This window comes from Mesorhizobium sp. ES1-3 (assembly GCF_020164795.1).
Lineage (GTDB): Bacteria > Pseudomonadota > Alphaproteobacteria > Rhizobiales > Rhizobiaceae > Mesorhizobium.
Map to the genome: position 1 here is coordinate 166,046 of NZ_JAIUGW010000011.1, position 25,579 is coordinate 191,624.

Sequence of the window (25,579 nt, forward strand, 5' to 3'; positions counted from 1 at the left end):
ACAATTGGACCAGCCGGTTCCCATTTGCAACGTGGCCTAGTAAACCGGTCCGCGATCTCAGTCGGTCTCGGGAGGGCTCCGCTTGTCCAATTCTGTCAGCGTCGCGAATGAGGATGGCGTCGCCATCGTCACCATCGACAATCCGCCGGTCAACGCGCTGGGTTTTCACGTCCGCGAGCCGCTGATGCGGGCGCTGGTCGCTCTGCGCGACGACGCATCGGTCGCGGCAATCGTCATTGCGTGCGCCGGGCGGACCTTTGTCGCGGGCGCCGACATCACCGAATTCGGCAAACCGGTACAACAGCCCGATTTGCGTGCCATCGTGGCTGTGCTGGAAGCCATCGCCAAGCCGACGGTCGCCGCCATCCACGGCACCGCGTTCGGCGGCGGGCTGGAACTGGCGCTTGGCGGCCATTTCCGCGTTGCCGATCAAGGGGCGAAGCTCGGCCTGCCCGAGGTGAAGCTCGGCATCCTGCCCGGTGGCGGCGGAACGGTGCGGCTGCCGCGCCTGGTGGGCGCCGTCAAGGCGCTGAAGATGATCGTTTCAGGCGCACCGATCGGCGCGGATGAGGCGCATGGGGCCGGCCTGGTGGATGCCGTCTTCGAAGGCGATCTGATCACCCACGCCGTGAACTTTGCCCGCGAAATGGCCCGCAAGGGTGGTCCGTTCACGCCGGTGCGTGATCGCGACGAGGGACTTAGGGAAACCGACCTTGCGGCCTTCGATACCGAGGCGACGGATTTGGCCAGGAAGGCGCGCGGCCTCGACGCGCCGATCGCTTGTGCACAGGCGGTCCGCAATGCCGTCACGCTGCCCTTCGACGAGGCGCTGGCGGCGGAGCGGGCGCTATTCGTCAAGCTCGTCGCCAGCGACCAGTCGCGCGCGCAGCGGCACCTGTTCTTCGCCGAACGCGAGGCGACAAAACTTCCCGGCAAGGATGTCGTCAAGCGCAGGATCGCCCGCGTCGGCGTCATCGGCGCCGGCACGATGGGCGGTGGCATCGCCATGGCTTTCGTCAATGGCGGCTTTCCCGTCACCTTGCTTGAAACCAGCCAGGATGCGTTGCAGCGGGGGCTGGCGACGATCGAGAAAAATTACACCGTCTCTGTCACACGCGGCTCCTTGAGCGTGGACGCCAAGCGCCAGCGGCTCGGCCAATTCAAAGGCTCGATCGACCATGCCGATCTCGCCGATTGCGAGCTGATCGTCGAGGCGGCGTTCGAGGACATGGCGGTCAAGAAAGAAATCTTCGGCAAACTCGACGCGGTGGCGAAACCAGGCGCTATCCTCGCCACCAACACCTCCTATCTCGACATCGACGAGATCGCCGCCTCAACCTCGCGGCCGCAGGATGTGCTCGGCCTGCATTTCTTCTCGCCGGCCAACGTCATGAAGCTGCTGGAGATCGTGCGCGCCGAGAAGACGGCGCCCGATGCGCTGGCGACCGTGGTCGACCTCGCCCGGCGGATCGGCAAGGTGGCTGTCGTCGTCGGCGTCTGCCACGGCTTCGTCGGCAACCGCATGCTGGCCGCGCGCGGCTCTGAATCGGAAGCGTTGCTGCTGGAAGGCGCGACACCCAGCCAGATCGACAAGGCGTTCACCGATTTCGGCTGGCCGATGGGGCCGTTCCAGATGGGCGACCTGGCCGGCCTCGACATCGGCTGGCGCAACCGCAAGGCGCTCGGCTTGACGGCCGTCATCGCCGACACGCTGTGCGAACAGGGCCGTTTCGGCCAGAAGACCAGCCGTGGCTTCTATCTCTACGAGAACGGTTCGCGCACGCCGGTACCCGATCCCGAGGTCGAGGCGCTGATCCGCGACAAGGCCGCCGAGAGGGGCATCGCGCCGCGCACGATAGGCGCCGACGAGATCATCGAACGCACGCTTTATCCCCTGGTCAACGAGGGCGCCAAGATTCTGGAGGAAGGGATAGCCGCCCGTGCCTCCGACATCGATGTCGTCTGGGTCAATGGCTACGGTTTTCCCGTCGGCAAGGGCGGTCCGATGTTCTGGGCCGGCCTCGAAGGCGCGGCCAGGATCGTCGAGCGGCTCGAATATTGGTATCGTCAGACCGGCAAGGATGTCTTCAAGCCGGCCCCGTTGCTTCGGCGCATGGCCGAGACGGGCTCGTGGGATACCGACGCGACGGGCTGACCGAGCTATCCCCGATCCCGTTCGAGCGTGCAGTCGGCGCAGCGGCCGTTGACCTCTATGCTCGTCGCCTCGATGTCAAAGCGTTCGCGCGCGGCCCATTCGGCGAGCCGGCGGTCAGTGATGTCGTCGCTGAATTCGGTGACCCGGCCGCATTGTTCACAGACCGCCAGGATCGTGGTTCTCGGACCATGGGAATGCCGACCGGCGCAGGGCACGAAAGCATTGAGGCTTTCGACCTTGTGAACCGCGCCATTCTCGATGAGCTTCTTGACCGCCCGGTAGACCTGTACCGGTGATTTGATGCCATGCGGCCTGATATCGCTCAGAATGTCGTAGGCGCTGACCGGCCTGCCGGCGCGTGAAATGGCCGCCAGCACCAGCTTCTGGTTCCGGGTGAGTTCAGGATCTGTCATCGGCGGCCGGGCGTCGGGCCATCGAGCGTTGCGCGATGCCGCTGACCAGATAGGCTGATGTACCCAGCGCGGTGATCCAGAAACTCGTCGGCCAGTCGGTCAGGTAGGCAAGCGACAGGCTGATCCAGGCGATGGTGACGGCCAATGCCATCGAGATCGTTATGCCGGCGAGTACCCCTTGCGTCAGTCGAAGCGCGGTCGCGGCGGGAGCCACCATCAACGCGAAGACAAGCAGCACTCCGACGATTTGTACAGCTTCCGAAGTGGCGAAGGCGACGAGCACCATGAAAAGGGTCGAGACGAGGTTGAGGGGCACGCCCCTTGCCTCGGCGAGTTCCGGTTGCAGGCTGGCGAACAGCAGTGGCCGGGCGATCAGCACCAAAGCGACCAGGATCGCTACCGCCAGCGCCGCGAGCACGATGACGGTGCGCAGGCTGATGCCCAGAACATTGCCGAACAGCACGTTGGTCGCCTGCGAGGCGAAGGCGGTATAGAAATGCAGGAACAGAAGGCCGAGGCCGAGCGACAGCGTCAGCACGATGCCGATGGCGACGTCGCGATGCGCGCGCTCGCCAAGCAGGCCGATACCGATGCCGGCGACGACGGTGAACACGGTCAGGCCGAAGAACGGCGACAGCCCGATGAGGCCGGCGCCGGTGGCCCCGGGGAAGCCGACATGAGCGAGCGCATGGCCGGCGAAGGTCTGGCCCCTGAGCACCAGGAAATAGCCGACCGCGCCGGCGACGATGCCGACCACCGTGCAGGCATAGAAGGCGTTGCGCATGAATTCATAGTCAAAGATCGTGGACATGCGCCTCGCCTTCCAGTTCCACATCGTCAGCCATCACGAAGATGCGCCCGGCGACTCGAACGACATTGATCGACGTGCCGTAGAGTTCCGACAGCACCGGCCCGCTGATGACCTCGTCGACACTGCCGATCGCGGCCTTGCCGTTGCCGAGGTAGAGCACGCGATCGACGGCGCGCAGCAGCGGGTTGATCTCGTGCGAGCAGAACAGCACCGCGATGCCGAGCCGCTCGCCGATCTCGTGCACGAGGTCGATGATCGTCCGCTGGTGCGCCGCGTCGAGGCTGATCAGCGGCTCGTCGAGCAGCAGGAGCTTGGGGTCACCGATCAGCGCCTGGGCGATCAGGATGCGCTGGCGCTCGCCGCCGGAAAGCTCTGCCAGCGGACGCCGGGCGAGGTCGCTCGCTCCGACGGCTTCGAGCGCTCTCCAGGCGGCTTCCTTCTCGGTGGCGGAAGCAACCGGCCAACCCCAGCGGTGGCCACCGGCCGCGATGAGGACGAAATCCAGGCCGCTGATCCCCATCTGGGTCAGGGCACGCCGCGCCTGCGGCATGTAGCCGATATCAGCGTTGCCGCGTGTCGGCGGTTTGCCGAGCACCGAAATGGCGCCGCCGGCCGGCTTGATGAGGCCGAGGATGGCGCGCAGCATCGTGGTCTTGCCGGCGCCATTGGCGCCGAGCAAGCCGACAAAGGCGCCTTGCGGAATCGAAAAGGAGACGTCGGACAAAACCCGGCGTCCCCCATAGGTCAGCGTGACCTTGGCGAACTCAATTGCATTCATTCGGTCACGTTCATTGTGTGCGGGCCGCGAGCGCCTTCTGGACCGCGTCGATCTGGCCGCCGAACCAGCTCTGGATCGTCTTGCCGGCGGGCTCCGTTTCGGTGACGCCGATAACGGTGACCTTGTTCTGCTTGGCGAGGTCGAGAAGCCGGGTCGTCGCCGGATCGGTCACCTGCGAATTGTAGAACAGGATCTTGGCCGAACCATCCTTCAGGCTGTTTTCGAATGCCGCGACCTGTGTCGCGCTTGGCTCGGCGTCGTTCATCACCGTGACCTGGAAATCATAGTTCAGCATCTTGAGGCCGAGCGCCTCGGCCATGTAGCCGAACACAGGTTCGGTGGCAGTCACCTCGGTGCCGGCATAGGCTTTCTTGACGGCTGCGATTTCCTTGTCGATGCCGTCGAGCGAGGCCTGGAATTGCTTGAGATTGGCCTCGTAATGCGCCGCGTTGGCGGGATCGCGCTTCGACAGCTCGGCGGCGAGCGTCTTGGCGACCGCCGGCAGCGTCGCCGGGTTGTACCAGAGATGCGGGTTGTCGCCGGACTTCTTGCCGATCAGGTCGGCGGCGACGATGGCCGTGCGGTCCGGCTTGCTCGATGCGGCGAGCAGCTTGTCCATCCATGGGTCGTAGTCGGCGCCGTTATAGATGATGACCTTGGCATCGGCGATGGTGCGCGCCGTCGACGGGCTGGTCTCGAAGAGATGCGGATCGTCGTCGGGATTGGACAGGATGCTGGTGACGGCGACATGGCTGCCGCCGATCTGACGAGCAAGATCGCCATAGAAATTCTCGGCGGCAACGATGTTCAGCTTGTCTTCTGCCCGGGCGACGGTGCCGGTCAGCAGCGGCGCCGCAACCAGCAGCGCGGCCAGGAAGGGAAGGGAACGCATCCTTGGTCTCCTTTGGAAAGTCGGGGGCGGACTCAATACACCGCCATGCGTGTCACGTTGTGGCATATCCGTTACAGTATAACGTTTACGGTAGAAATCCGAGACGATCAATGGCACTTTCCGATGCAGCCATGTTTGGCGGACACAAAACCGTGACCTCGGTCAGCATGGCAAAGCCATTCGGGATTGGCCGAAGCGATCGATGTCTCCCGCCCATCGCCGAAGCATGCGGTCCGTCAGCACGGACGCATCCGACCCTTCAATTCCTTATCCGCGCGTCGATGATCTCGACGAAGCGGGCGAAGAGGCCGGCCTGCGACTTGATCTTGAGCTTGCGGTAGATGTTGCGGCGATGGACCTTCACGGTTCCCGGCACGATGCGCATCGCCCTGGCGATCGATTCCGTCGAATGGCCCTGCAGCACCAGGTCGACGACGTGCTTTTCGCGCGGCGTCAGCGACAGGCTTTTCCAGATATGGGCGCGGTCGAATTCGTTGACCGCGGCTATTTCCTCGTCCTGCTTCGTCTCGGCCGGTTCGTCGGCTGGAAGGGCAGGCCAGCGCAATCGGATGAAGCTGATCACCGCCGGCGCCATGTCGCGCAGCAGCCTGGCATCGGCGGTGCCGAACGGGCCGGAAGCGTTGAGCCGCATCAGCGACAGCACCAGCGCGTCCTTGCCCGGCAGCGGCACGAAGAAGCCGACCTCCTCGGCCAGCCTGGTCTGGCTGTAGTAGGAGCGAAAATATTCGCTGGCGTAGAAACGATCAGGCGCGAGTTCCCGCATCCGCCAGAAGCCTTCCTTGCGCTCGACCGCCGCGTGGTGGAACGGGTCGAGCAGGTAAGGCCCTTCCTGGTAGAGCGCGACGAAGACGTGGCTTTCGGCCGGTGTGAAGGTCTCGAACAGCAGTGGCGGTCGTGAGGCGCCGCGATAGCCGAAGATCACGCAGTGGTCGAAGCCGACATGCTGCCGCAGCCAATCGACCATCGCTTGGCCGAACAGGTCGCCGCTCGTCTCCCGCGTCGCCGCGACAAGGGTGGCGAGCCGGCTGTATTCGTCGTTGCGGGAAGCGCTCAACCCATACCCCCTTAAACGAGAAAATAGATCAGATATACCACCTGCGAGGTATATACTAGCTGCCATTGGCTCTGCTAGCGTCTTGAAATCGCATCGTCCTGGAGCCCGCAGCCTTGACCGCAGTGCCCGACATCGAGTTTCGCGGCGTCACCAAGCGCTATGGCGCGGTGACCGCCGTCAGCGGCATAGATCTTGCCATACCGCCTTCCGCCTTCGTTGCGCTGCTCGGACCGTCCGGCTGCGGCAAGACGACCTGCCTGCGCATGATCGGCGGTTTCGAGCAGCCGAGCGAAGGCCAGGTGTTCATCCGCGGCCAGGACATGGCCGGCACGCCGCCCTACCGGCGGCCGGTCAACATGGTGTTCCAGCAATACGCGCTGTTTCCGCATCTCGACGTGGAAGCCAATGTTTCCTACGGGCTGCGCCAGGCGAGGCCACGGCTGTCGTCGCGCGAGATAGGCCGGCGGGCCGGCGAAGCGCTCGAAATGGTGCGGCTCGCCGGCTATGGCGACCGCAAGATCCACGAACTGTCCGGCGGCCAACAGCAGCGTGTGGCGCTGGCGCGGGCGCTGGTCAACAAGCCGGCGGTGCTGTTGCTCGACGAGCCGCTGGCGGCGCTCGACAAGAAGCTGCGCACCGACATGCAGATCGAGCTGCAGAACCTGCAGCGCGAGATCGGCATCACCTTCGTGCTGGTCACCCACGACCAGGAGGAAGCACTGTCGATGAGCGATTTCGTCTGCGTCATGAATGGCGGCCGCATCGTCCAGCTCGGCCAACCGAGCGAAATCTATGACGAGCCGGCCGATCTGTTCGTGGCCGATTTCGTCGGCAAGACCAATCTGCTTGCCGGCAAGGTCGCGGGGCATACGGGCGAGCTGGTGGACGTGGCGCTGTCGGACGGCACCGTCATTGCGGCGCGCAAACGCACTGCCCTGCAGCAAGGCGAGGTCGTCTCGGTCAGCCTGCGTCCTGAATCACTCAGCCTTGGCGGTCCGACAAGCGGTCCGCTCAAGGGCGTCGTCCGCAATCGGATTTTCCTGGGATCGACGGCGGAATACGCGATCGAGGTCCAGGGCATCGGAACGCTGCTCGCCAAGGCCGACCATCTGATCGGCAACGGCAATCTCTTCAAGCCGGGTGAACCCGTCGCCATCGGCTATGCCTCCGGAACGCCGCTGGCGTTTTCGGAAACCAAGAACAACGGGACCAACCAGAGGGTAAACAAACATGTCGAAATCATATCGTGACGGACTGCCGATAAGCTCCGAGAATTTCGTCGACCAGCTGATGCGCTTGAAGCGCGGCTCGATCGGCCGGCGAGACTTCCTCGGCCTCACCGGCCTCGGTATCGCGACGGCGGTGATGGCGCGCGAGATCGGTATCATGCCGACGCCGGCATTCGCCGGCGAGAGCCTTGGCGACCGCATGTCGATCGCCACCTGGCCGAATTATCACGACCCGCTGACCTTCGAGAACTTCAAGAAGGACACCGGTGTCGCCGTCGAGGTCAACGTGTTCGGCTCCAATGAGGAGATGCTGGCCAAGCTGCAGGCCGGCGCCTCGGGCTGGAGCCTGTTCGTGCCGACCAATTATACGATCTCGACCTACAAGAAGCTCGGCATCATCGAGCCGCTGGAGATGGCGAAGCTGTCGAATTTCGACGGCACCCAGGAAGATCCGCGCTTCACCTCCGAGGGCACGATCGACAAGGTGATCTACGCCGTGCCGAAGAACTGGGGCACGACAGGCTTTGCCGTGAACACCAAGAAGCTCAGCAAGCCGATGACGAGCTGGAAGGATTTCTGGGATACCGCCATGGCCGAAGGCGATGGCCGCACCATGGTGCATGACTACCAGCTCACCACGATCGGCAACGCGCTGAAATATTATGGCTATTCGTTCAATTCGCTGAAGCAGGATGAGCTCGCCAAGGCTGAGGAATTGCTGCTGAAGGTCAAGCCGCATCTGTTCGCCGTCTCGTCCGACTACCAGCCGGGCATGCGCGCGGGCGACGCCTGGATGACGATGTGCTGGACCAATGACGGCGCGCAGCTGCATCGCGACATCCCCGAGATCTCCTATGTGCTGGGCAAGGAAGGCGGCGAGATCTGGACCGATTTTTATGCCATCCCGAAGGACGCGCCGAACAAGCCCGCCGGCTATGCCTTGCTCAACTATCTGATGAATCCGCAGGTCGCGGTGAAGGAGCACCTGGCCAATGGCGCGCCTTCCACCGATGCACGCGTCAACAAGCTGCTGCCCAAGGAAGTGCTCGACAATCCGATCCTCTATCCGGCGGCGGACCTGTTGACGCCGCTCGAATTCGGCGCGGCGGCGACGCTGACCGATCCCGGTCGCGCCGAACTGATGGCGCGCTTCAAATCGGCTTGAGACTGGCCTGGACTAAGACAATCGACCGGCGGGCCCATGTCCGCCGGCACCGGGACGGTTTCAATGCACGGCAACAGATTTCGGCGTAATTTCCTGACCGCCTTGCTGCTCGCTCCGGCGACAGTATGGCTGGTGGTGTTCCTGGTGCTGCCGTTCATCGCCATTGCCGTGTTCAGCGTCGGCGAGCGGGCGCCCGAGGGCGGCTACCAGGCGGCCTTCACACTGGCGCAATACGCCAATCTTCCGGCGCGGGCGACCGCGTTCTGGAACACGATGGTGCTGGCGCCGGTGGGTGCGCTCGCCTGCCTGCTCGTCGCCTATCCGGTCGCTTATTACCTTGCCTTGCGGGCGCCACAGCGCTGGCGGCTGATCCTGCTCGCGCTGGTCGTCATCCCGTTCTGGACCAGCCTGCTGATGCGCACCTATGCGTGGATGTACATTCTGGGCGGACGCGGCATCCCGGCGCTGCTCGCCTTTGTCGGCATCGAGGATGTCAGGCTGATCAACACGCCGGGCGCCGTCCTGCTCGGCATCGTCTACGGCTATTTGCCGCTGATGATCCTGCCGATCTATGTCAGCCTCGAGAGGCTCGACCGAAGGCTGCTGGAAGCCTCCGCCGATCTCGGTGCGACGCCATTGTCAACCTTCCTGGGCGTGACCTTGAAACTGTCGCTGCCGGGCGTGATGACCGGCTTCTCGCTGGTCATGATTCTGCTGCTTGGCGAATATTTGATCCCGACGCTGCTTGGCGGCGGCAAGGTATTCTTCATCGGCAATGCGCTGGTGGATCTGTTCCTGCAGTCGCGCAACTGGCCGTTCGGCTCGGCCATCGCAATCACGCTGGTGCTCGTCTCGGTGGTCGTGCTGATTGTCGCCAACCGAATTTCGAACCGGGTCGCGGGCGCCCGCCGGGTCGACCTCATCTGATGCGCGCCTTCGTCATCGCCGTCTTCGCGTTTCTCTATTTGCCGATCGTGCTGGTCGTGCTGTTCTCCTTCAATGCCGGCCACCATGCCAGCGAGTTCACCGGCTTCTCGGTGCAATGGTACGGCAAGGCGCTGTCCAACCCATTCCTCGTCGAAGCGCTGAAGAACAGCCTGTTCATTGCCACCACCAGCGCCTTACTGGCGGCGGTGTTCGGCACCGCGGCGGCCCTTGGCCTTGCGCGTGTCGGCATCAGAACCCGCGCCGTCTTCGACGGGTTGCTTGGCGCGGCGATCGTCGTTCCCGGCGTCGTCATCGGCATCTCGACGCTGGTCGCGCTCGTCCAGCTGTTCGCCGTCGTCAATCCGTTCCTCGCCTCGATCTGGCCCGGCGACCAGCCGCCACGCCTGTCGCTCGGCTTCGGTTCGATCATCGCCGCGCATGGCCTGTTCTCGATGGCGCTGGTGACGATGATCGTCGGCACGCGGCTGGGCAGCCTCGATCGCAATCTCGTCGAGGCTTCGAGCGACCTCTACGCGACGCCGCTGACGACGTTCCGCTCGATCGTCCTGCCGCAGATCATGCCGGCAGCGGTCGCCGGCTTCCTGCTCGCCTTCACCTTCTCCTTCGACGACTTCATCGTCGCCTTCTTCGTCGCCGGCGCGCAGACGACCTTGCCGATCTATGTCTTTGCCTCGATCCGGCGCGGCGTGACGCCGGAGATCAACGCCATCGCGACGATCGTGCTCGTTGCTTCCGTCCTGCTCGTGGTGCTTGCCCAATGGCAGCTGCGCCAGCGCAAGCCATCAAACTGAAAGCCGCTCCATGATCCTCAAAGACCGCATCGCCGTGGTGACAGGCGCCGGCTCCGGCATCGGACGCGCCGGCGCCATGATCATGGGTCGGGAAGGCGCGATGGTCGTCATAGCCGACAGGGATGAGGCTAACGGCGAGGCAACAGCTTCAGAGATCCGGGCATTGGGCGGCCTGGCCGAGGCCATCGCCACCGATGTCGGAGAGGACGCGGCTGTCGAGCAACTCATTACCGGCACGCTCGAGAAGCATGGGCGCATCGACATCCTGCACAATCATGCCGGCATCCAGGTCGGCGGCACGCTGACCGAGGTCGAGACTGCCGGCATGGATGCCTCCTGGCGGGTCAATGTGCGGGCGCAATTCCTGGCGGCGAGGATCGTCATGCCGTCTATGATCGCGCAAGGCGGCGGCGTCATCCTCAACACGGCTTCAAATTCGGGTGTGTTCTATGACCGCGAAATGATCGCCTATGCGACGTCCAAACATGCCGTGGTGGCGATGACCAGGCAGATGTCGCTCGACTATGCCCGGCACAATGTGCGCGTCAACGCACTCTGCCCCGGCTGGGTCGACACGCCGTTCAACGAGCCGTTCATCGCCCAGATGGGCGGACGCGAGGCGATCGAAACCTATGTCCGCACCAAGATCCCGATGGGGCGCTGGGCCGTGGCTGAAGAGATCGCCGAGGCGATCCTGTTCCTGGTCTCGGACCGATCGTCCTTCATGACCGGCCAGGCGCTGGTCATCGACGGCGGTGAAAGCATCGGCTGAGACCTCCGCTTTCATCTATCGACCTTTCCATTTCAGCCCCTTTTTGCTGCGGTTTCGCGTGGTGCCGGACGGCACAGGACCATGGTCTGGCTGGCATGGGACTTCAGTGCCATGGCAGGGCCAAGGCGGTGATTTCCTTTTCTTTTCAATTGGATATGGGTTTTAGGCGGCGCCCGCTCTCGGATTGCGACCGAATTTGTCTAAAGTTTACCGGGTATAATTAGCGATTTCTCATACCGAGATGGTTCAGCGGTGGGCGAGAACGCGATTCCCGAGGAGATTACCATGACAAACCGGAAAACTCTGTTCGCGGCGCTGGCCGCATTGGCGCTTCTGGCGTCTCCGGCGCTCGCCGGCAATGGGCATGGCAATGGCGGCGGCAATGCTGGAGGCAACGGCGGCGGCAACGGCAATGGCGGGGGCAACGGCAATAGCGGAACTCACGGGAATAGTGGCGGCAACAGCAGCGCTTCGCACGGCAAGTCGTCGACGGCACCGGGACATGCGGCCAAGACGGAAACGGACACGGCAACCGACACCACGGTCGATACGACCACAACGGTCTCGTCCGTATCGAAGGAGAAGAACATCCACGCCAAACTCGGCCGGCTGAACTCGCTGCAGCGCAACATCAACGCCTATATGAACTCCAAGAGCAAGAAGTTCGCCGCCATTCAGGCATTCGTGACGCAATCGGCGACGGCCAAAAATGCGCAGGCAGCTGCTGCCGCGGCCGCCGCCACTGCCACCGCCGCCCAGGCCCAGCTGGATGCACTGAATTCGCAGCTGGCCGCGCTGGCGTCGCTGTCGCAGGCCGAGATCGACGCCCTACCACCCGAACAGCAACCGGCGGCGCTGCAGGCTGACATCACCGCCCAGCAGGCGGTGGTCGACGCCGACAATGCGGCGGCTAAGCAGGCGGCGGACGCTGCAACCGCGGCGGCGGTCGGTACCGACCCGGCAGCGCTCGACGCGGCGCTGACGGACATGGCCAACAAGCCTGTCGATGCCGAGGTCACGGCCTGGGCCCAAGGCGTCCTTGCCGACAAGATCGACCAGACGGCGGCCAAGCTTCAGGCGGGAACGACGCCGTAGCGGTTCGTCACTGAAAAGGCGGTAGCCAGTCGAGGAAGATGCCGCTGGGGTTCACCCGGCGGCATTGTTTTTCCTGTCCTCGCGCCTTGATCGATGTGATAGAGGCGTAGGGGAACAGGCGCGCGGCGCTGCCGCGCGCCATTCTTCACACATGTTTGCGGCCGCCGGTCTCGCGGAACCAGCTGTCGGGATAGGGGTACCACCAGTCCTGGATGGCCGGTCGGTGGTCGATGATCACCATCTTGGACCGGCGGAAGGCATCGAGCCCCTGGCGGCCCAGTTCGCGGCCAAGGCCTGACGCCTTCCAGCCGCCGAAGGGCAGGGCGTCATTGTCGATCAGCGGGTTGTTGACCCAGACCATGCCGGCCTCGAGCCGTTCGGCCGCCTCATGCGCTTCGGCCAGATTCGTCGTGAACACCGAGGCACCAAGCCCGAACGGGCTGTCATTGGCGAGCTGGATCGCCTCGTCGAAATCCTTCACCCGACAGATCGCGGCGACCGGCCCGAAACACTCTTCGCGCACGATCGCCATGTCTGGGCTGACACCGGTCAGGATCGTCGGTTCGTAGAACCAGCCGGTGTCGTGCGCTGGCGGGATGCGGCCGCCGGTGACGGCCTTGGCACCATTGGCAATGGCATCGTCGACAAGGCGCATGACCTTGGCGCGAGCCGCCTCGCTGACCAGCGGGCCAATCTCGGTCTTGTCCATGCCGTTGCCGATGCGCAGAGCGCGCGTCCTTTCGGCAAACAATTCGACGAAGCGGTCATGCACGGCATCGACGACGAAGAAGCGCTCGGCCGAGGTGCAAACCTGGCCGGTGAGATGGAAGGCGGCGGTGACGCTGCCGGCAGCCGCGACCTCCAGCGGGGCGTGCTCGCTGATGATCAGCGGATCGCTGCCGCCGGCCTCGATGACGCAGGGCTTCATGCGTTCGGCGCAGGCCACCGCAACCGCCTTGCCGGCGGAGACCGAGCCGGTGAAGGCAACGGCATGCGTGCGGTCGGAGGCGATGAGCGCCTGCGCGGTTGCCGCGCCGCCGGGCAGGCAGGACACCAGTCCTTCCGGCAGCGCGCGGAAGACGGTCATGTACTCCAGCGTCGACAGCGTCGTCGCTTCGGCCGGCTTGACGATGCAGGCATTGCCGGCGGCGAGCGAGGCGGCGACGGTCCAGCACATCAGCAGGATCGGGAAATTGTAGGGCATGATATGGACAGAGACGCCGTAGGGCTCATAGCGCGCATACTGGAACGAACCCGCCTGCGTCGTGCCGGCGACCTTACCGGCATCGTCGCGCGCCATCTCGGCATAGTAGCGGAAGATCGGCGCGCAATTGGCGATCTCGCCGATGGCTTCGGGATAGGGCTTGCCCATCTCGCGCACCATCAGTTCGGCGCAGCGCGTGAGGTCCGCCGCCTCGATGGCATTGGCGACGGCGTGCAGATGTTTTGCCCGGCTCTTGGCATCGAGCTTCTTCCAGGCATGCTGCGCCTTGGTCGCGGCGGTGAGCACGGCGTCGATCTCGCCGTCGCTGGCCTCCGCAATCGCGCCGACGGTTTCCAGCGTCGCCGGATCGATGACCGGCCTGTTCGCACCGGTCATCGGGCGGTAGTCCGGGTTGATGACGAAAGTCGGCCGGTCAGGGGAGAAATGCATGGACATCCTCTCAGATCCGCTCAGCGGATCATGTAGACCTTCTTGATGGTCTCATGGATCGTGCAGACGCCTTTCCAGTCCTGCGGGAAGAAGGCCGCCGTATCCGGCCCGATCTCGATGACCTCGCCGGACTCGTGCACATAGGTGCAGCGCCCCTCCAGAAAGTGGCAGAACTCGTCGCGGGTGACATGGCAGTGCCACTTACCCGGGGTGCAGACCCAGAGGCCGCATTCGGATCGGCCTTCCGGTCCCTTGTAGAGCAGCTTGCCCGACGTGTGGGACTCACCCTCGATCATCGTCGGGATGACGCCCCAGTCTACAAGGTCCGTGACGGCAAGCGGCGATTGCATGATTGGCGTGGTCATTTGGATTTCCCTGGTAAAGTGCTCACCGGCACATGAAGGCCTTGGTCAGCGTTTGCGTGATGACGGAGATGCCGGTCCAGCCGGCGGGAAAGAAGACGAGTGTGCCGGCCTCGACCGGGATGTCCTCGCCATCGTCCCTGACATAGCTGCCGTGTCCCGACAGGAAATGGCAGAACTCGTCGGCGACAAAGGTCACCTTGCGGGTGCCCGGCGTGCAAGACCACAGGCCGCACTCGCTCGATCCGTCAGGATTTTTCGAGAGGATCTTGCCTGAGGCCCGCGGCGCGCCGGCGAGCGTGTTGGCGCCCGCGCCCCAATCCTCCAGCTCCACGGTCGAGGCATCAGGCCAATGCGGTGTCGACATATCTTGCTCCCATGCGGCTGATTCTTGCTCAGGCCAGCATGTAGACGTTGCGCATGGTCTCATGCACGGTGCATTCGCCCGTCCAGTCGGCGTGAAACATGACCACGCTTCCCCTGGAGACTTCTATCACCTCGCCGACATCCGACCGGTAGGTCGCACGGCCGGCGACGAAGTGGCACAGTTCGTCGCGCGGGATCGAGAGCCGCCAGCGGCCCGGCGAGCAGACCCAGATGCCGGCTTCCGGCTGATTGTTGGGACCTTTGTGCACGAGCTTGCCGGTGGAGTGGGAGGTGCCGGACAGGGCGTCAGGTTGAGTGCCCCAGTCGACGAGATCGGTGCGGGTCGAGGCCTGGTGGAGGTGCGGGGCGGAGGAGGTCATTGGCGGGCTCCATAGTTATGACGCCCAACTTCGATCCGTTGACGCTCTACGAGGCCCCCCTCTGTCCTGCCGGACATCTCCCCCTCAAGGGGGGAGATTGGCAGCTTCGCGGCCGGTTCTCCCTTGGCGATCTTGGTGATTGGCGAAAGCCGGGACGACATCCGATCTCCCCCCTTGAGGGGGAGATGTCCGGCAGGACAGAGGGGGGCGCCTGGGCTCGGCATTGCAATTCCAATCACAGCAACCCCTCCAGCAAACCCGCAGCCTTTTCCGGCCCGTTCTGCGCCTGCATCTGTGCCGATGTCTTCGCGAGCCTCGCCTTCATCTTCGGATCGGTCAGGCAGGCTTCGATCTTCGCGATCAAATCTGCATCGCTCCAATCATAGCGCGGCATGCCGAAGCCGTGGCCGGTTTCCTCGACGCGGGTGGCGTTGTCGTGGCCGTCCCAGACATAGGGCATGATGATGGCGGGTTTGCCGAAATAGAGGCACTCTGTGAACGAGTTGTTGCCGCCATGGTGGATCACCGCATCGACCTGCGGGATCACCGAAGGCTGCGGGAACCAGCTGTTGACGATGACGTTGCCGGGCACGTCGGTGTGCTGGTCCTTGTAGCCGCCGACATTGACCAGCGCGCGGTAGCGGGTCTTGCCCAGCGTCGCGATGACGCGCTTCAGCAACTCGACATCGCCAGCGCCGAGGCTGCCAAAGGAGACATAGAGCAGCGGGCCGTCGTTGTTCTCGGTGAAAGTCGGCACCGTATAGGGCTTTTCCTGCCGCACGCAGCCTTCGAGGTACTGGAATTTTGCCGGGTCGAGCGGGTGGGTGCGCCTGAACTTTGCCGCCTCGGGATAAAGCAGCAGATTCAAGTAGGGCGAGGCCTCGAAGAACTGGCCAACCGGATAGGCTGCCTCGTTGTTTGCCTTCAGGAACGCGTTGAAGTCGTCATGGATCGGCTTGATCACCGCGTTGAAATGGTCGCGGTAGCGCTGGTGGCCGGCATGGTCGTTTTCGCCGCAGCCGGACAGATGCGGCGGGATGCCCTCGTCCTCGATCTCGTTTTCCGAGCAGGAGATGACGCGCACCCAGGGCTTACCGTACTGCTTGATCGCCGGGAACAGGATGACGTTGTCGACGCAGATCACATCCGGCTTGATGACGGCCAGAACGCGCGGCAGATCCTTCTGCGCCCATTTGGCGCTGTCGACGATCGCTGTCCAGCAATCCTTGACGTAATTGTCGACCTGGTCATAGGGCGACTTCCGAAAGTTCGGGATGTGGCCGTTGATGAAATCTTCCCAGAACTTGGCCATCTGCTCGGGCGGCATCGGTTCGGAGAGGTTCACCGGATGCGCCTCGAAGCCATAGCCCTTGTAGACGTCTATAAAACCGGGGTCGGACAGGAACACCGCTTTGTGCCCGCGCGCCTCGACGGCTTGCGCGATGCCGACGGAATTCAACGCTGGGCCGTAGGCGGCTTCGGGAAAAAACGCGATCGTCTTCTGCGCCATCAGGCTGTTCCTCCAATCATTCTGCAAAAATTCTGACATCGGCGGCGTCCCAGCCGAGTTCGACCTCATCGCCCGACGAGACCGGCCGGCGGTCTGCGGCGTCGGCGGTTACACGCACTAGGAACGGCTTCGGCGACAGCGGCGTTCGGACATGCAACTGCAGGTCGAGCCCCTGATAGGCCAGTGCCTCGACCGTGCCAGTGGTGCGGTTGGCGGCTTGCGCCTCTGGGAACAGCCGGACGCGTTCGGGCCGCACCGACGCCACTGCCGATGCTCCCGGCGTGAGCGCGGTGGGAACCTTGCCGGCAATGCGCGCGCCATTCACCGCCACGACGCTATCGGCTGAGGCCTTGCCCGGAACAAAGTTCATCACGCCGATGAAGTCGGCGACAAAACGGTCAGCGGGATGTTCGTAGACCGCATGCGGCGTGTCGCTTTGCAGCAGCTTGCCATCCCTGAGCACCGCCATGCGGTCGGCCATGACCAGCGATTCCTCCTGGTCATGGGTGACGATGACGAAGGTGATGCCGACCTCGTGCTGCAGACGCTTCAGTTCCAGCTGCATGGCGCCGCGCAGCTTCTTGTCGAGCGCGCCGAGCGGCTCGTCGAGCAGCAGCAGGCGGGGCCGTTTGACCAGCGCGCGGGCGAGTGCCACGCGCTGCTTCTGGCCGCCCGACAATTGCTCCGGCTTGCGATCGGCGAAGGGCTCGAGCTCGGTGGTCGCCAGAATGGCATCGACGCGGGAGCGGATTTCCGTAGCGGGCAAACGCTCCATCTCCAGCCCATAGGAGACATTCGCCCGCACGCTCATATGTGGAAACAGCGCGTAGGACTGGAACATCAAATTGACCGGCCGCCTGTTGGGCGGGGTCCTGGCGATGTCCTTGCCGTCAAGCAGGATGCGCCCGTCGTTCGGCGTCTCGAAGCCGGCCAGCATGCGCAGCAGCGTGGTCTTGCCGCAGCCCGAAGGGCCGAGCAAAGCAAAGAACTCGTTCTCCCTGATGTCGAGCGAGACGCCGTCGACGGCGGTGACCCGGCCGAAATTCTTCGACACATGATCGATGGCCAGCAGCGTGCGGGGTTCGCTCATTGGCCGATCATTCCCCGGTTGAGCCGCTGGGACAGGGTCAGCGCGGTGATCGAGACCGCCATGACGATGGTTGCCAGCGCGTTGATCTCCGGCGTGATGCCGAAGCGGATCATGGCGTAGATCTGCATCGGCAGCGTCGTCGAGGCGCGGCCGGCGCCTGATGTGAAGAAGGCGATGATAAACTCGTCGACCGAGAGCGTGAAGGCGAGCAGCGCGCCGGCGATGACAGCCGGCAGGATCACCGGCAGCGTCACCCGCCGGAAGGTGGTGAATGCGGAAGCGCCGAGGTCGGTGGAGGCCTCGACGATCGACCAGTCGAAGCTTTTCAGCCGAGCGCGCACCACCGAACAGACGAAGGCAAGGTTGAACACAACATGGGCGAGGATGATGGTGTGCAGGCCCATGGTGAGGTTGAGCATCGAAAAGAACGACAAGACCGCGATCGCCAACACGATGTCGGGAATGATCATCGGCGCGAAGATCAGCGCTTCGAGCCCCTTGCCATATTGCCGGCGCATCTCGATGCCGATCGCAAGCAAGGTGCCGAGCAAGGTGGCGATGGCGGTCGAGACCAGCGCCACGATCATCGTGTTGAGCGCGGCGGAGAGGATGGCGGAGTTGCCGGCCAGCGAGACGTACCATTTCAGCGAAAAGCCGGACCATGCCGTCGGCAGCCCGCCTTCGTTGAAGGACAGCGCCACAAGCACCGCGATCGGGATGTAGAGGAAGGCGAAGACGAGGCTCAACACGAGCCAAAGCGTGCGCCGCGTGGCTGGCGAGCGTTCAGCCATTGGCGTCGCTCCTGACTTCGGCGGCATGGCCAGAGGCGCGATTGGCGGCGAGCGCCTGCGCCATCAGTACCAGCAGCATGATGGCGATCAGCGCCATCGCCAAGGCTGCGCCGAACGGCCAGTCATTGGCGGTCAGGAACTGGTCGTAGACGAGGTTGCCGATCATCTGGAAACGGCCGCCGCCGAGCAGCGCCGGGGTGACGAAATTGCCGATCGACAGCACGAAGACGAAGACGGCGCCGGCGGCGATGCCGGGCACGGTCAGCGGCAGGATGACACGGCGAAACGTCGTCATGGCCGAAGCGCCGAGATCGCGCGAGGCTTCGGCCAGTTCCGGGTTGAGCCGCGACAGCGGCGCGTAGCAAGCGAGGATGACGAAGGGCAAATAGTTGTAGACCAGGCCGGCGATGACGGCGCCTTCGGTATAGAGCATAGACGGCGGCTCACCGGTATAGCCGAACCAGCGCAGGAACTGGGTGACAAGCCCTTCGCGGTTGAGCAGCACGATCCAGGCATAGGTGCGAATCAGATAGTTCGACCAGAATGGCAGCACGGCGAAGAACAGGAACACCGGCTGCCAGCGGCGTGGGGCCGCCGCGATCGCATAGGCGGCTGCATAGCCGATCACCACCGCGATCAGCGTGGCGGTGCCGGCGATGCGCGCCGAATTGAGGAAAATGCCGGCGTAGAGCGGGTCGAAGACCAGCCCGAAATTCTCCAGCGTGAAGGTGTAGTCGATGCCGCCATAGATGCCGCGCCGGAAAAAAGCGAGCGCCAGCACCAGCGCGCACGGCACCACCATCAAGGCCGCGAGCCAGACCAGCGCCGGGGCCATCAGCAGGGTGGAGCGGGAGGGCGTGAAGGAACGCAAGCTTGCTTCCAGGACAGTGATCGCCAGAAACTGACGCCGCTTATTGCGCGGCCTTGATCTCGCTGACGATCTTGGAGTAGTCGCGCTGGGCTTCGCCGACGTCACGCAACTGCTCGAACTTGACGAGGTCGGCCACCGGCATCGCCATGTTGGGGAATTTTGCCAGGAAGTCGGCCGGCAGGCTTTCCATGGCCGGCTTGTTCGGCACTTTGTAGTCGATGTTCTGGGCCGCCCAGGCGTGGTTCTTGGCGTCGAGCATGAAGTTGATGAACTGGAAGGCGGCATCCTTATGCTCGGATGCCTTCATCACCACCATCGTGTCGACCCAGAGATCCGAACCTTCCTTGGGAATGACGTATTTGATCTCGGGCTTGTCGGCGATGCCGTAATTGCACCAGCCGTCCCAGGCCTGCACCATCAGCGCTTCGCCCGAGACCAGCTTCGAATAGAAGGTGGTGTCGTCATAGGCGAGCAGGGTTTTCTTGGCCGAGATCAAGAGGTCCTTGACCTCGGCCATCTTGGCCGGGTCGGTCTCGTTGACGGAGAAACCCTTGTCGAGCTGGCCGGCGGCGAGCAGCCAGCGGTCGGTCGCCAGCATGGTGGTCTTGCCCTTCAGCTCGTCCGACGGCGCCAGCAGGTCGCTCCAGCTCGTCGGCGCGGTCTTGACCAGGTCCGAGCGGTAGCAGAGGCCGGTCGTGCCCCAGGTATAAGGCACGGAGAAAGTGTTGCCGACATCATGCGGCAGCTTGGTCGCTTCCGGATAGAGGTTGGCGAGGTTGGGGATCTTGGCATGGTCCATCGGCTCGGTCAGGCCGAGCTTGTTCAGCACCTCGGCGAAGGGCGAGGAGACGAAGACCACGTCATAGCCCTTGCCGCCGGCGGCAATCAGCTTGCCCATGATCTCTTCATTGGTGGCGTGCACGACGACTTCGCCGGAGACGCCCGTCGCCGTCTTGAAGGACGCCATGGCGTCGGACGCCATGTAGCCGTCCCAATTGGAAATGACGAGGTCGGCGGCGTCAGCCGGCGCGGACAGCGCCACGACAAACCCCAGGGCAATCGAAGGCATTCTCAGCGCACGGCGCCGCAGGCTGGTTGCAGTCATGGCGGACTCCCATTCCGGTTGGTTCGTCGAATTCGTTCTGGACCCGCGCGACATGCGCCGCCGCATCGATCCCGTTCCCTCGGTCTTTTTATCGCCGATCGTGCAGACAGTACTATTGCAGAAAAAAGTACGTCAATCCATAATTTGTCAGCCGGCCGAGGAATCTGGCCGATTGCGCTGGAAAGGCCGATCGGTCAAACCAGTGCCGTCACGTCCGTTCACGAGCCCAGTCATGCAAACCGCAGCCCGACGACCTCGCACCAATCATCTCGATCTGGCCCAGCGCATCCTGGATGTGGCGCGCCAGCGCGGCTTCGCGCCCGGCACACGTCTGCCCGAGCAGCAGATCGCCTCGCTCTGCAATGTCTCACGCACTCCGGTACGGGCGGCGCTCAGCCTGCTCGCGGAACAGGGTGTCGTGCGCTGGGAGGCGGACACCGGTTACATCATGGCGATCGACCTCGCCGCACAGCCGGCGATATCAGCCGAATTGCCCGCCGCCGAGGAAGACGAGCTTGCCGAAGCCATCCTGCGCGACCGCTCGGCGCGGCGCCTGGACCAGACAGTGACCGTCGCCGGGTTGATGCGACGGTACAGCGCCGAGCGAAAGACGGTATTAAAATCGCTTAATAAACTGACGGAAGAAAACCTTCTCGATCGGGCGCCGGGGCAATCCTGGCTGTTCCGCCGCGCACCGGACGATCCGGAGGTGCAAGGCGAAAGCTACGAGTTCCGGCTTTTGCTGGAGCCGGCGGCCATCCTGACACCTGGCTTCCAGCTGGATGGGGCGCGCGCCGCGATGTTGCGCCAGGGCATGGAGGCGCTGTCGGCGCTGCCCGACGCTGCGTTCGATACGCGCGAATTCCAGCGGCTGGACGTCGATTTCCACGGCATGATCGCCGAGGGCTGCGCCAACCGCTTCGTCGCCGACGCGCTGGCCGATCATCTCCGGCTGAGGCGGCTTCCCGGCATCTATGCAGGCGTCAACGTCTTCCGGCTGAAGCAATCGTTGCGCGAGCACCTGAACATACTCGACCATCTCGAAAGCCGGCAGTATGAGGTTGCTGCCGATCTGCTTCGCATTCACCTGCGGCTCTCCCGCAGCCAGCGACCGCAGGCGGCCAGCCGCGGCGCCCCCGCGCTGTTCGGCATGATCAGCCGACCCGAATGAAGAGGATTAATTGACGCGTAAAGCGAGCCCGACCATCGCGCTGTTTCCCGAAGCCAGTTTCGGGGCGGCGTTGAATTGCGTCGGCATTGCCCAGGCGCTGCGCGCGAAGGGCGCGCGGCCGGTGTTCATTTGCCATGCCGGGTTTTCCGGCGTCTTTGCCGACTACGGTTTCCAGGAATACCAACTGCCGACCGAGGAGCCACTGAGCGACAGCGAGCGCCAGAGCTACTGGCAGGCCTTCGTGCGCCGGCATCTGCCGCATTTCAGGCTGAGCCCGATCGACCAGCTCGAAACCTATGTCGCGCCGACCTGGCAGGCGATCGTCGACACGGCGGTCAATGCCGAGGCGCCGCTCCGCCAATTGCTGGCGCGGCTGAAGCCCGATGCCGTGGTGCTCGACAACGTCATCATGTTCCCGGCGATAGCAGCGGCCGGATGCCCGTGGGTGCGCGTCGTTTCCTGCGCCGAGACGGAGCTGCCTGATGCCGAAGTGCCGCCCTATCTGTCCGGGCTTGCCGCCGATGATCCGCAACGCGGGGCGTTCGAAGCCCGCTATCTCGCGGCTTCGGCTCCGGCGCATGACCGCTTCAACCGTTTTCGCGCGGATTGCGGCCTGGCGCCGCTGCCGAAAGGCCTGTTCCTCGAAGCCTCGCCCGACCTCAATCTGCTCTTGACGCCTTCGATCGTGCGCCGCGAGCGCGCCGAACCGCTCGACCCCGATCGCTTCGTCTATCTCGAAGGCTGCGTGCGCTCGGAAGGGCCGTTCGAGGTGCCGGTTTTCCCGCGCAATGGCGGGCCGCTGGTCTATGTCAGCTTCGGCAGCCTCGGCGCCATGGATGTCGGCCTGATCGAGCGCATGCTTGCCGTCTTCGACCGGCTGCCGGCCCGCTTCATCGTCAATGTCGGTGGCCTGCGCGATGCCTACCGCGCGGTGCCCGACAATGTCTATCTCGACGCCTGGTTTCCGCAGCCCTCCGTGGTGGCGAAGTCGGACCTGTTCATCCACCACGGCGGCAACAACAGCTTTTGCGAAGCGCTGCGCTTCGGCGTGCCGTCGCTGATCATGCCCTATTGCTGGGACGGACACGACAATGCGCAACGCGCCGGAGAGACCGGCGTAGGCGACCATATCGGCCGTGACGGCTGGACCGAAGGAGGATTGGAGAGAGCCATTCTCGGCCTGCTGGCCGATGACGCCATGCGCGCCCGCCTTAGGGACAATGCAGCCGAGATGGCGCTGAAACCCGGAACGGACGTGGCCGCGCAAGCCATTCTCTCCCTGCTACGGAACTGACGAAATGCTCGACAAGAACACGAATACCGCAATCGCCGACCCCAAGGCCTGGCTCATGCAGCACGGCATCAGCGAAGTCGAATGCCTGGTGCCCGACATGAACGGCGTGCTGCGCGGCAAGGCGCTGCCGACCGCCAAGTTCCTCAAGGCGCTGGAAGACCGCGCGCTCTATCTGCCGAGCAGCGCCTTCCTGGTCAGCATCGACGGCCGCTATTCCGGATCTATCGACGAGGGTTTTGCCTATTCGGACCCCGACATGCGCATGGTGCCCGATGTTTTGACCCTGTGCCTGGCGCCGGGTGCGGGGGCTGGCAAGGCCTATGTCTTTGCCGACGCATTCCACATGGACGGCAGGCCATGGATGGCCTCGCCGCGGCATGTGCTGCGCGCCGTGCTCGATCTCTACCGCCAACGCGGCTGGCGCGCGGTGGTGGCGCCGGAGCTTGAATTCTATCTCACCGCGCCCAACCCGGATCCGGACAGACCGCTGACCGCACCGGTCGGCGCCAATGGCCGCACTGAAACCGTGCAGCATCCCTATGACATGGCCGCGCTGGAAGAATTCGAGCCGGTGATCCGCCGCGTCTACGAACATGCCGCCGCCGCCGGCCTGCCACTCGACACGCTGATCCATGAATCGGGCACCGCGCAGCTGGAAATCAACCTGCTGCATGGCGACGCCCTGCCGCTGGCCGACCAGGTGCTTTTGTTCAAGCGGTTTACGCGGCAGGCCGCGCAGCAATGCGGCATGCATGCGACCTTCATGGCCAAACCGATCGCAGCCCAGGCCGGCAGCTCGATGCATCTGCACATGTCCGTCGTCGACGAAGCCGGCAATGCGCTTTTCGCCAGCAGCGACGACGCCGATACCGGAATGTTCGGCCATTTCATCGGTGGCCTGCAGACGTACATTCCCGAAATCATGCCGCTGTTCGCGCCCAACGTGAACTCGTTCCGCCGCATCCGGCCCAACCACAGCGCGCCGGCCAACATTGAGTGGTCGCATGACAACCGCTCCTGCGGCCTGCGCGTACCGGCGGGCGGGCGCGCCGCAAGACGGGTGGAGAACCGTCTGCCGGGCGCCGATTGCAATCCCTATCTGGCGATCGCCGGTTCGCTGCTTGCCGGCTATCTCGGCGTCGAGCAGAAGCTGGCGCGCTCGGCCGAGGCGTCGGGCAATGCCTACAAGATCAAGAGCACGCTGCCGAAGACCATGGAGGAAGCGCTCGACCGCTTCACCGCCTGCGGCCCGGTGCGGGAATTGCTGGGCGAGGATTTCTTCCAGACCTATCTGCGCGTCAAGAGCGTCGAGCTCGACCTGTTCCAGAGCGTGGTGACGAGCTGGGAACGCGACCATCTGCTCTTGAAGGTGTGATCATGGCATCTTCGACGGGTTTCAATTCCGGTCTCGATATCGGCAAATCCTATTATGTCGCCACCGCCAATCCGGCGCCGGACCATCCGGCGCTTGCCGGCGATGTCGATGCCGACCTGGTCGTCGTCGGCGGCGGCTGCACCGGCCTGTCGGCCGCGCTTCACGCCACCGAGCGTGGGCTGAAGGTGGTGCTGCTCGAAGGCGGCAGGATCGGCTGGGGTGCATCGGGCCGCAATGGCGGCCAGATGATCCCCGGCCTGCGCAAGGGCGCCAAGGGTCTGGTCAAGCTCTACGGACCCGAGCAGGCCAAGGTGCTGTTCGACCTCGCCTTCGAGGCGCGCGGGTTGGTGCTCGACATCATCAAGCGTAACGCCATCGATTGCGATCTCAGGCTGACCGGCCATCTGGTCGGCGCGGTCAATGGCTCCGACCTCAGGGATCTGGAAGAGGAGGCCAAGTGCCTCGAGAACGTGATGAAATTCCGCGAGGTCGAGATACTCTCGGCGGCCGACGCGCGGGCCAAGGTCGATACGCCCTATCACGGCGCGATGTACGAGCCGCTCGGCGGCCACATGCATCCCTTGAACTACACGCTCGGGCTTGCCCGCGCGGCGGTCGCGGCCGGCGTCACCATTCACGAGAATTCGGTGGCGGTGAAACTGGAGCGGGAGCCGTCGATCCGGGTCTCGACGGCAAAGGGATCGGTGCGGGCCAGACATGTCGTGCTGGCCGGCGATGCGCTGCTCAACGGGCTGGAGCCGCGCGTCAACAGCCGCATCATGCCGGTCGGCAACTATATCGTCGCCACCGAGCCGCTGGAGGGCGCGCGCAACGTCATCCCGGCCAATGTCGCGGTGTCCGACACACGCTTCGTCGTCAACTATTACAGGATGTCGGCGGATGGACGCCTGCTGTTCGGCGGCGGCGAGCGCTACACGCCGTCACCGCCGGCCGACATCGCTGGCTTCGTGCGGCCGCACATGGAAGGCACCTTCCCGCAACTCAAGGGATGCCGCATCGATCATGCCTGGGGCGGCCTGGTGTCGGTGACGACGTCGCGGCTGCCGCATGTCGGGCACTATGGTGAGGTCTATTTCGCACATGGCTATTCCGGCAAGGGCGTCATCCTGTCGACGCTGTCGGGCAAGCTGCTGGCCGAAGCGATCACCGGCGATGCCTCGCGGCTCGACTTGTTCTCGACACTAAGTCCGATGCCGTTCCCGGGTGGGACGGCCTTGCGCGGGCCGCTCTATGTGCTGGGGATGCTGTGGTACGCGATGCGGGACCGCATCAAGCGTTGAGGGGCGTTGGCTTCGTTACCGTCATTCATCAATTGTCGAAGCTGGCGCTGCCCCTCACCTGCCTGCCGGCATCCTCTCCCCGTATAGTGACGGGGAGAGGGGCGCGGTTGTCCGAACCGGATAGATAGGTAACAGAATGGACCGATAGCATGGGTGACAGTTTTCTTGTCCGCCGGGAGGACCGG

At 64.1% G+C, this 25,579-nt stretch carries 26 protein-coding genes; 11 read left to right on the forward strand and 15 right to left on the reverse strand.

Translation table 11 applies throughout. The features are described 5' to 3' along the window. Positions 1-82 precede the first annotated feature (82 nt). Entirely contained in the window at positions 83-2,155 is a 2,073-nt protein-coding gene (locus tag LB536_RS17315) for a 3-hydroxyacyl-CoA dehydrogenase NAD-binding domain-containing protein (protein ID WP_224594795.1), read from the forward strand. A gap of 5 nt (positions 2,156-2,160) precedes the next feature. On the opposite strand, the gene LB536_RS17320 is transcribed toward LB536_RS17315, so the two are convergent. The 5 genes from LB536_RS17320 to LB536_RS17340 form a co-directional block, all read right to left on the reverse strand. Then, the gene (locus LB536_RS17320; protein WP_224594797.1) at positions 2,161-2,568 is read right to left on the reverse strand and encodes a Fur family transcriptional regulator; all 408 of its coding nucleotides are present in this window, start codon (positions 2,566-2,568) and stop codon (positions 2,161-2,163) included. Continuing rightward, on the reverse strand, positions 2,555-3,379 hold the full coding sequence (locus LB536_RS17325; protein WP_210243058.1) for a metal ABC transporter permease: 825 nt from the start codon (positions 3,377-3,379) through the stop codon (positions 2,555-2,557). The genes LB536_RS17320 and LB536_RS17325 overlap by 14 nt, the downstream gene beginning before the upstream one ends. Next, a complete protein-coding gene (locus LB536_RS17330) occupies positions 3,363-4,157 on the reverse strand; it encodes a metal ABC transporter ATP-binding protein (RefSeq protein WP_224594811.1) in 795 nt (264 codons plus the stop codon). The genes LB536_RS17325 and LB536_RS17330 overlap by 17 nt, the downstream gene beginning before the upstream one ends. Before the next feature lie 10 nt (positions 4,158-4,167). Next, positions 4,168-5,049 carry a metal ABC transporter solute-binding protein, Zn/Mn family gene (locus tag LB536_RS17335; RefSeq protein WP_224594813.1) on the reverse strand — a complete coding sequence of 294 codons (882 nt, stop codon included), beginning with the start codon at positions 5,047-5,049 and terminating at the stop codon, positions 4,168-4,170. Positions 5,050-5,308: 259 nt separating this feature from the next. After that, the gene (locus LB536_RS17340; RefSeq protein WP_224594815.1) at positions 5,309-6,124 is read right to left on the reverse strand and encodes a response regulator transcription factor; all 816 of its coding nucleotides are present in this window, start codon (positions 6,122-6,124) and stop codon (positions 5,309-5,311) included. Positions 6,125-6,237: 113 nt separating this feature from the next. Between LB536_RS17340 and LB536_RS17345 the strand changes: the two genes are divergently transcribed. The 6 genes from LB536_RS17345 to LB536_RS17370 all read left to right on the forward strand — a co-directional run bounded on the left by LB536_RS17345 (position 6,238) and on the right by LB536_RS17370 (position 12,124). Next, a complete protein-coding gene (locus LB536_RS17345; RefSeq protein WP_224594817.1) occupies positions 6,238-7,374 on the forward strand; it encodes an ABC transporter ATP-binding protein in 1,137 nt (378 codons plus the stop codon). Next, positions 7,355-8,518: a PotD/PotF family extracellular solute-binding protein gene (locus LB536_RS17350; RefSeq protein ID WP_224594819.1), complete on the forward strand. Its 1,164-nt coding sequence runs from the start codon at positions 7,355-7,357 to the stop codon at positions 8,516-8,518. The genes LB536_RS17345 and LB536_RS17350 overlap by 20 nt, the downstream gene beginning before the upstream one ends. 63 nt (positions 8,519-8,581) lie before the next feature. Further along, complete coding sequence (locus tag LB536_RS17355) at positions 8,582-9,445, forward strand: ABC transporter permease (protein WP_224594821.1); 864 nt, start codon at positions 8,582-8,584, stop codon at positions 9,443-9,445. After that, complete coding sequence (locus LB536_RS17360) at positions 9,445-10,257, forward strand: ABC transporter permease (protein WP_224594824.1); 813 nt, start codon at positions 9,445-9,447, stop codon at positions 10,255-10,257. The genes LB536_RS17355 and LB536_RS17360 overlap by 1 nt, the downstream gene beginning before the upstream one ends. 10 nt (positions 10,258-10,267) lie before the next feature. Further along, complete coding sequence (locus LB536_RS17365; RefSeq protein ID WP_224594826.1) at positions 10,268-11,029, forward strand: SDR family NAD(P)-dependent oxidoreductase; 762 nt, start codon at positions 10,268-10,270, stop codon at positions 11,027-11,029. A 285-nt stretch (positions 11,030-11,314) separates the two neighbouring features. Beyond that, positions 11,315-12,124 (forward strand): hypothetical protein, encoded by an 810-nt coding sequence (locus LB536_RS17370; protein WP_224594883.1) that lies wholly within the window; start codon positions 11,315-11,317, stop codon positions 12,122-12,124. A gap of 7 nt (positions 12,125-12,131) precedes the next feature. Here LB536_RS17370 and LB536_RS31125 read toward each other — a convergent pair whose 3' ends face one another. From LB536_RS31125 to LB536_RS17415, 10 genes are all read right to left on the reverse strand, one after another. Then, a complete protein-coding gene (locus tag LB536_RS31125) occupies positions 12,132-12,266 on the reverse strand; it encodes a hypothetical protein (protein WP_263489142.1) in 135 nt (44 codons plus the stop codon). A gap of 3 nt (positions 12,267-12,269) precedes the next feature. Then, entirely contained in the window at positions 12,270-13,778 is a 1,509-nt protein-coding gene (locus LB536_RS17375; RefSeq protein ID WP_224594885.1) for an aldehyde dehydrogenase family protein, read from the reverse strand. Positions 13,779-13,798: 20 nt separating this feature from the next. After that, entirely contained in the window at positions 13,799-14,143 is a 345-nt protein-coding gene (locus LB536_RS17380) for a cupin domain-containing protein (protein ID WP_224594829.1), read from the reverse strand. Between the two features lie 22 nt (positions 14,144-14,165). Beyond that, positions 14,166-14,507: a cupin domain-containing protein gene (locus LB536_RS17385; protein WP_224594832.1), complete on the reverse strand. Its 342-nt coding sequence runs from the start codon at positions 14,505-14,507 to the stop codon at positions 14,166-14,168. A 28-nt stretch (positions 14,508-14,535) separates the two neighbouring features. Further along, entirely contained in the window at positions 14,536-14,886 is a 351-nt protein-coding gene (locus LB536_RS17390) for a cupin domain-containing protein (RefSeq protein WP_224594835.1), read from the reverse strand. 235 nt (positions 14,887-15,121) lie between these two features. Beyond that, positions 15,122-16,396, reverse strand: a complete 1,275-nt coding sequence (locus tag LB536_RS17395) for a nucleotide disphospho-sugar-binding domain-containing protein (protein ID WP_224594838.1) — start codon at positions 16,394-16,396, stop codon at positions 15,122-15,124. 16 nt (positions 16,397-16,412) lie between these two features. Beyond that, complete coding sequence (locus LB536_RS17400) at positions 16,413-17,486, reverse strand: ABC transporter ATP-binding protein (RefSeq protein WP_224594849.1); 1,074 nt, start codon at positions 17,484-17,486, stop codon at positions 16,413-16,415. Next, complete coding sequence (locus tag LB536_RS17405; RefSeq protein ID WP_224594852.1) at positions 17,483-18,277, reverse strand: ABC transporter permease; 795 nt, start codon at positions 18,275-18,277, stop codon at positions 17,483-17,485. The genes LB536_RS17400 and LB536_RS17405 overlap by 4 nt, the downstream gene beginning before the upstream one ends. After that, a complete protein-coding gene (locus LB536_RS17410; protein ID WP_224594888.1) occupies positions 18,270-19,112 on the reverse strand; it encodes an ABC transporter permease in 843 nt (280 codons plus the stop codon). The genes LB536_RS17405 and LB536_RS17410 overlap by 8 nt, the downstream gene beginning before the upstream one ends. Positions 19,113-19,188: 76 nt before the next feature. Then, entirely contained in the window at positions 19,189-20,253 is a 1,065-nt protein-coding gene (locus tag LB536_RS17415; RefSeq protein ID WP_224594855.1) for a spermidine/putrescine ABC transporter substrate-binding protein, read from the reverse strand. Between LB536_RS17415 and LB536_RS17420 the strand changes: the two genes are divergently transcribed. The 4 genes from LB536_RS17420 to LB536_RS17435 are packed head-to-tail and all read left to right on the forward strand — an operon-like array spanning position 20,252 to position 25,394. Continuing rightward, complete coding sequence (locus tag LB536_RS17420; protein ID WP_224594860.1) at positions 20,252-21,424, forward strand: GntR family transcriptional regulator; 1,173 nt, start codon at positions 20,252-20,254, stop codon at positions 21,422-21,424. The two genes, LB536_RS17415 and LB536_RS17420, sit on opposite strands and share 2 nt — an antisense overlap. 10 nt (positions 21,425-21,434) lie before the next feature. Continuing rightward, positions 21,435-22,718, forward strand: coding sequence for a nucleotide disphospho-sugar-binding domain-containing protein (locus LB536_RS17425; protein ID WP_224594863.1), 1,284 nt, complete (start codon positions 21,435-21,437; stop codon positions 22,716-22,718). A gap of 4 nt (positions 22,719-22,722) precedes the next feature. After that, a complete protein-coding gene (locus LB536_RS17430) occupies positions 22,723-24,093 on the forward strand; it encodes a glutamine synthetase family protein (protein ID WP_224594866.1) in 1,371 nt (456 codons plus the stop codon). 2 nt (positions 24,094-24,095) lie between these two features. Then, positions 24,096-25,394, forward strand: a complete 1,299-nt coding sequence (locus LB536_RS17435; protein WP_224594870.1) for an NAD(P)/FAD-dependent oxidoreductase — start codon at positions 24,096-24,098, stop codon at positions 25,392-25,394. Positions 25,395-25,579: the final 185 nt, after the last annotated feature.

Excerpts from the sequence above, each read along its gene's own strand:
- LB536_RS17380 (WP_224594829.1), bottom strand. The coding sequence starts at position 14,143 with ATGACCACGCCAATCATGCAATCGCCGCTTGCCGTCACGGACCTTGTA.
- LB536_RS17430 (WP_224594866.1), top strand. The coding sequence starts at position 22,723 with ATGCTCGACAAGAACACGAATACCGCAATCGCCGACCCCAAGGCCTGG.
- LB536_RS17410 (WP_224594888.1), bottom strand. The coding sequence starts at position 19,112 with ATGGCCCCGGCGCTGGTCTGGCTCGCGGCCTTGATGGTGGTGCCGTGC.
- LB536_RS17420 (WP_224594860.1), top strand. The coding sequence starts at position 20,252 with ATGGCGGACTCCCATTCCGGTTGGTTCGTCGAATTCGTTCTGGACCCG.
- LB536_RS17385 (WP_224594832.1), bottom strand. The coding sequence starts at position 14,507 with ATGTCGACACCGCATTGGCCTGATGCCTCGACCGTGGAGCTGGAGGAT.
- LB536_RS17390 (WP_224594835.1), bottom strand. The coding sequence starts at position 14,886 with ATGACCTCCTCCGCCCCGCACCTCCACCAGGCCTCGACCCGCACCGAT.
- LB536_RS17325 (WP_210243058.1), bottom strand. The coding sequence starts at position 3,379 with ATGTCCACGATCTTTGACTATGAATTCATGCGCAACGCCTTCTATGCC.
- LB536_RS17375 (WP_224594885.1), bottom strand. The coding sequence starts at position 13,778 with ATGCATTTCTCCCCTGACCGGCCGACTTTCGTCATCAACCCGGACTAC.
- LB536_RS17350 (WP_224594819.1), top strand. The coding sequence starts at position 7,355 with ATGTCGAAATCATATCGTGACGGACTGCCGATAAGCTCCGAGAATTTC.
- LB536_RS17360 (WP_224594824.1), top strand. The coding sequence starts at position 9,445 with ATGCGCGCCTTCGTCATCGCCGTCTTCGCGTTTCTCTATTTGCCGATC.
- LB536_RS17400 (WP_224594849.1), bottom strand. The coding sequence starts at position 17,486 with ATGAGCGAACCCCGCACGCTGCTGGCCATCGATCATGTGTCGAAGAAT.
- LB536_RS17370 (WP_224594883.1), top strand. The coding sequence starts at position 11,315 with ATGACAAACCGGAAAACTCTGTTCGCGGCGCTGGCCGCATTGGCGCTT.
- LB536_RS17405 (WP_224594852.1), bottom strand. The coding sequence starts at position 18,277 with ATGGCTGAACGCTCGCCAGCCACGCGGCGCACGCTTTGGCTCGTGTTG.
- LB536_RS17355 (WP_224594821.1), top strand. The coding sequence starts at position 8,582 with ATGCACGGCAACAGATTTCGGCGTAATTTCCTGACCGCCTTGCTGCTC.
- LB536_RS17320 (WP_224594797.1), bottom strand. The coding sequence starts at position 2,568 with ATGACAGATCCTGAACTCACCCGGAACCAGAAGCTGGTGCTGGCGGCC.
- LB536_RS17415 (WP_224594855.1), bottom strand. The coding sequence starts at position 20,253 with ATGACTGCAACCAGCCTGCGGCGCCGTGCGCTGAGAATGCCTTCGATT.
- LB536_RS17365 (WP_224594826.1), top strand. The coding sequence starts at position 10,268 with ATGATCCTCAAAGACCGCATCGCCGTGGTGACAGGCGCCGGCTCCGGC.
- LB536_RS17435 (WP_224594870.1), top strand. The coding sequence starts at position 24,096 with ATGGCATCTTCGACGGGTTTCAATTCCGGTCTCGATATCGGCAAATCC.
- LB536_RS17395 (WP_224594838.1), bottom strand. The coding sequence starts at position 16,396 with ATGGCGCAGAAGACGATCGCGTTTTTTCCCGAAGCCGCCTACGGCCCA.
- LB536_RS31125 (WP_263489142.1), bottom strand. The coding sequence starts at position 12,266 with ATGGCGCGCGGCAGCGCCGCGCGCCTGTTCCCCTACGCCTCTATCACA.
- LB536_RS17335 (WP_224594813.1), bottom strand. The coding sequence starts at position 5,049 with ATGCGTTCCCTTCCCTTCCTGGCCGCGCTGCTGGTTGCGGCGCCGCTG.
- LB536_RS17330 (WP_224594811.1), bottom strand. The coding sequence starts at position 4,157 with ATGAATGCAATTGAGTTCGCCAAGGTCACGCTGACCTATGGGGGACGC.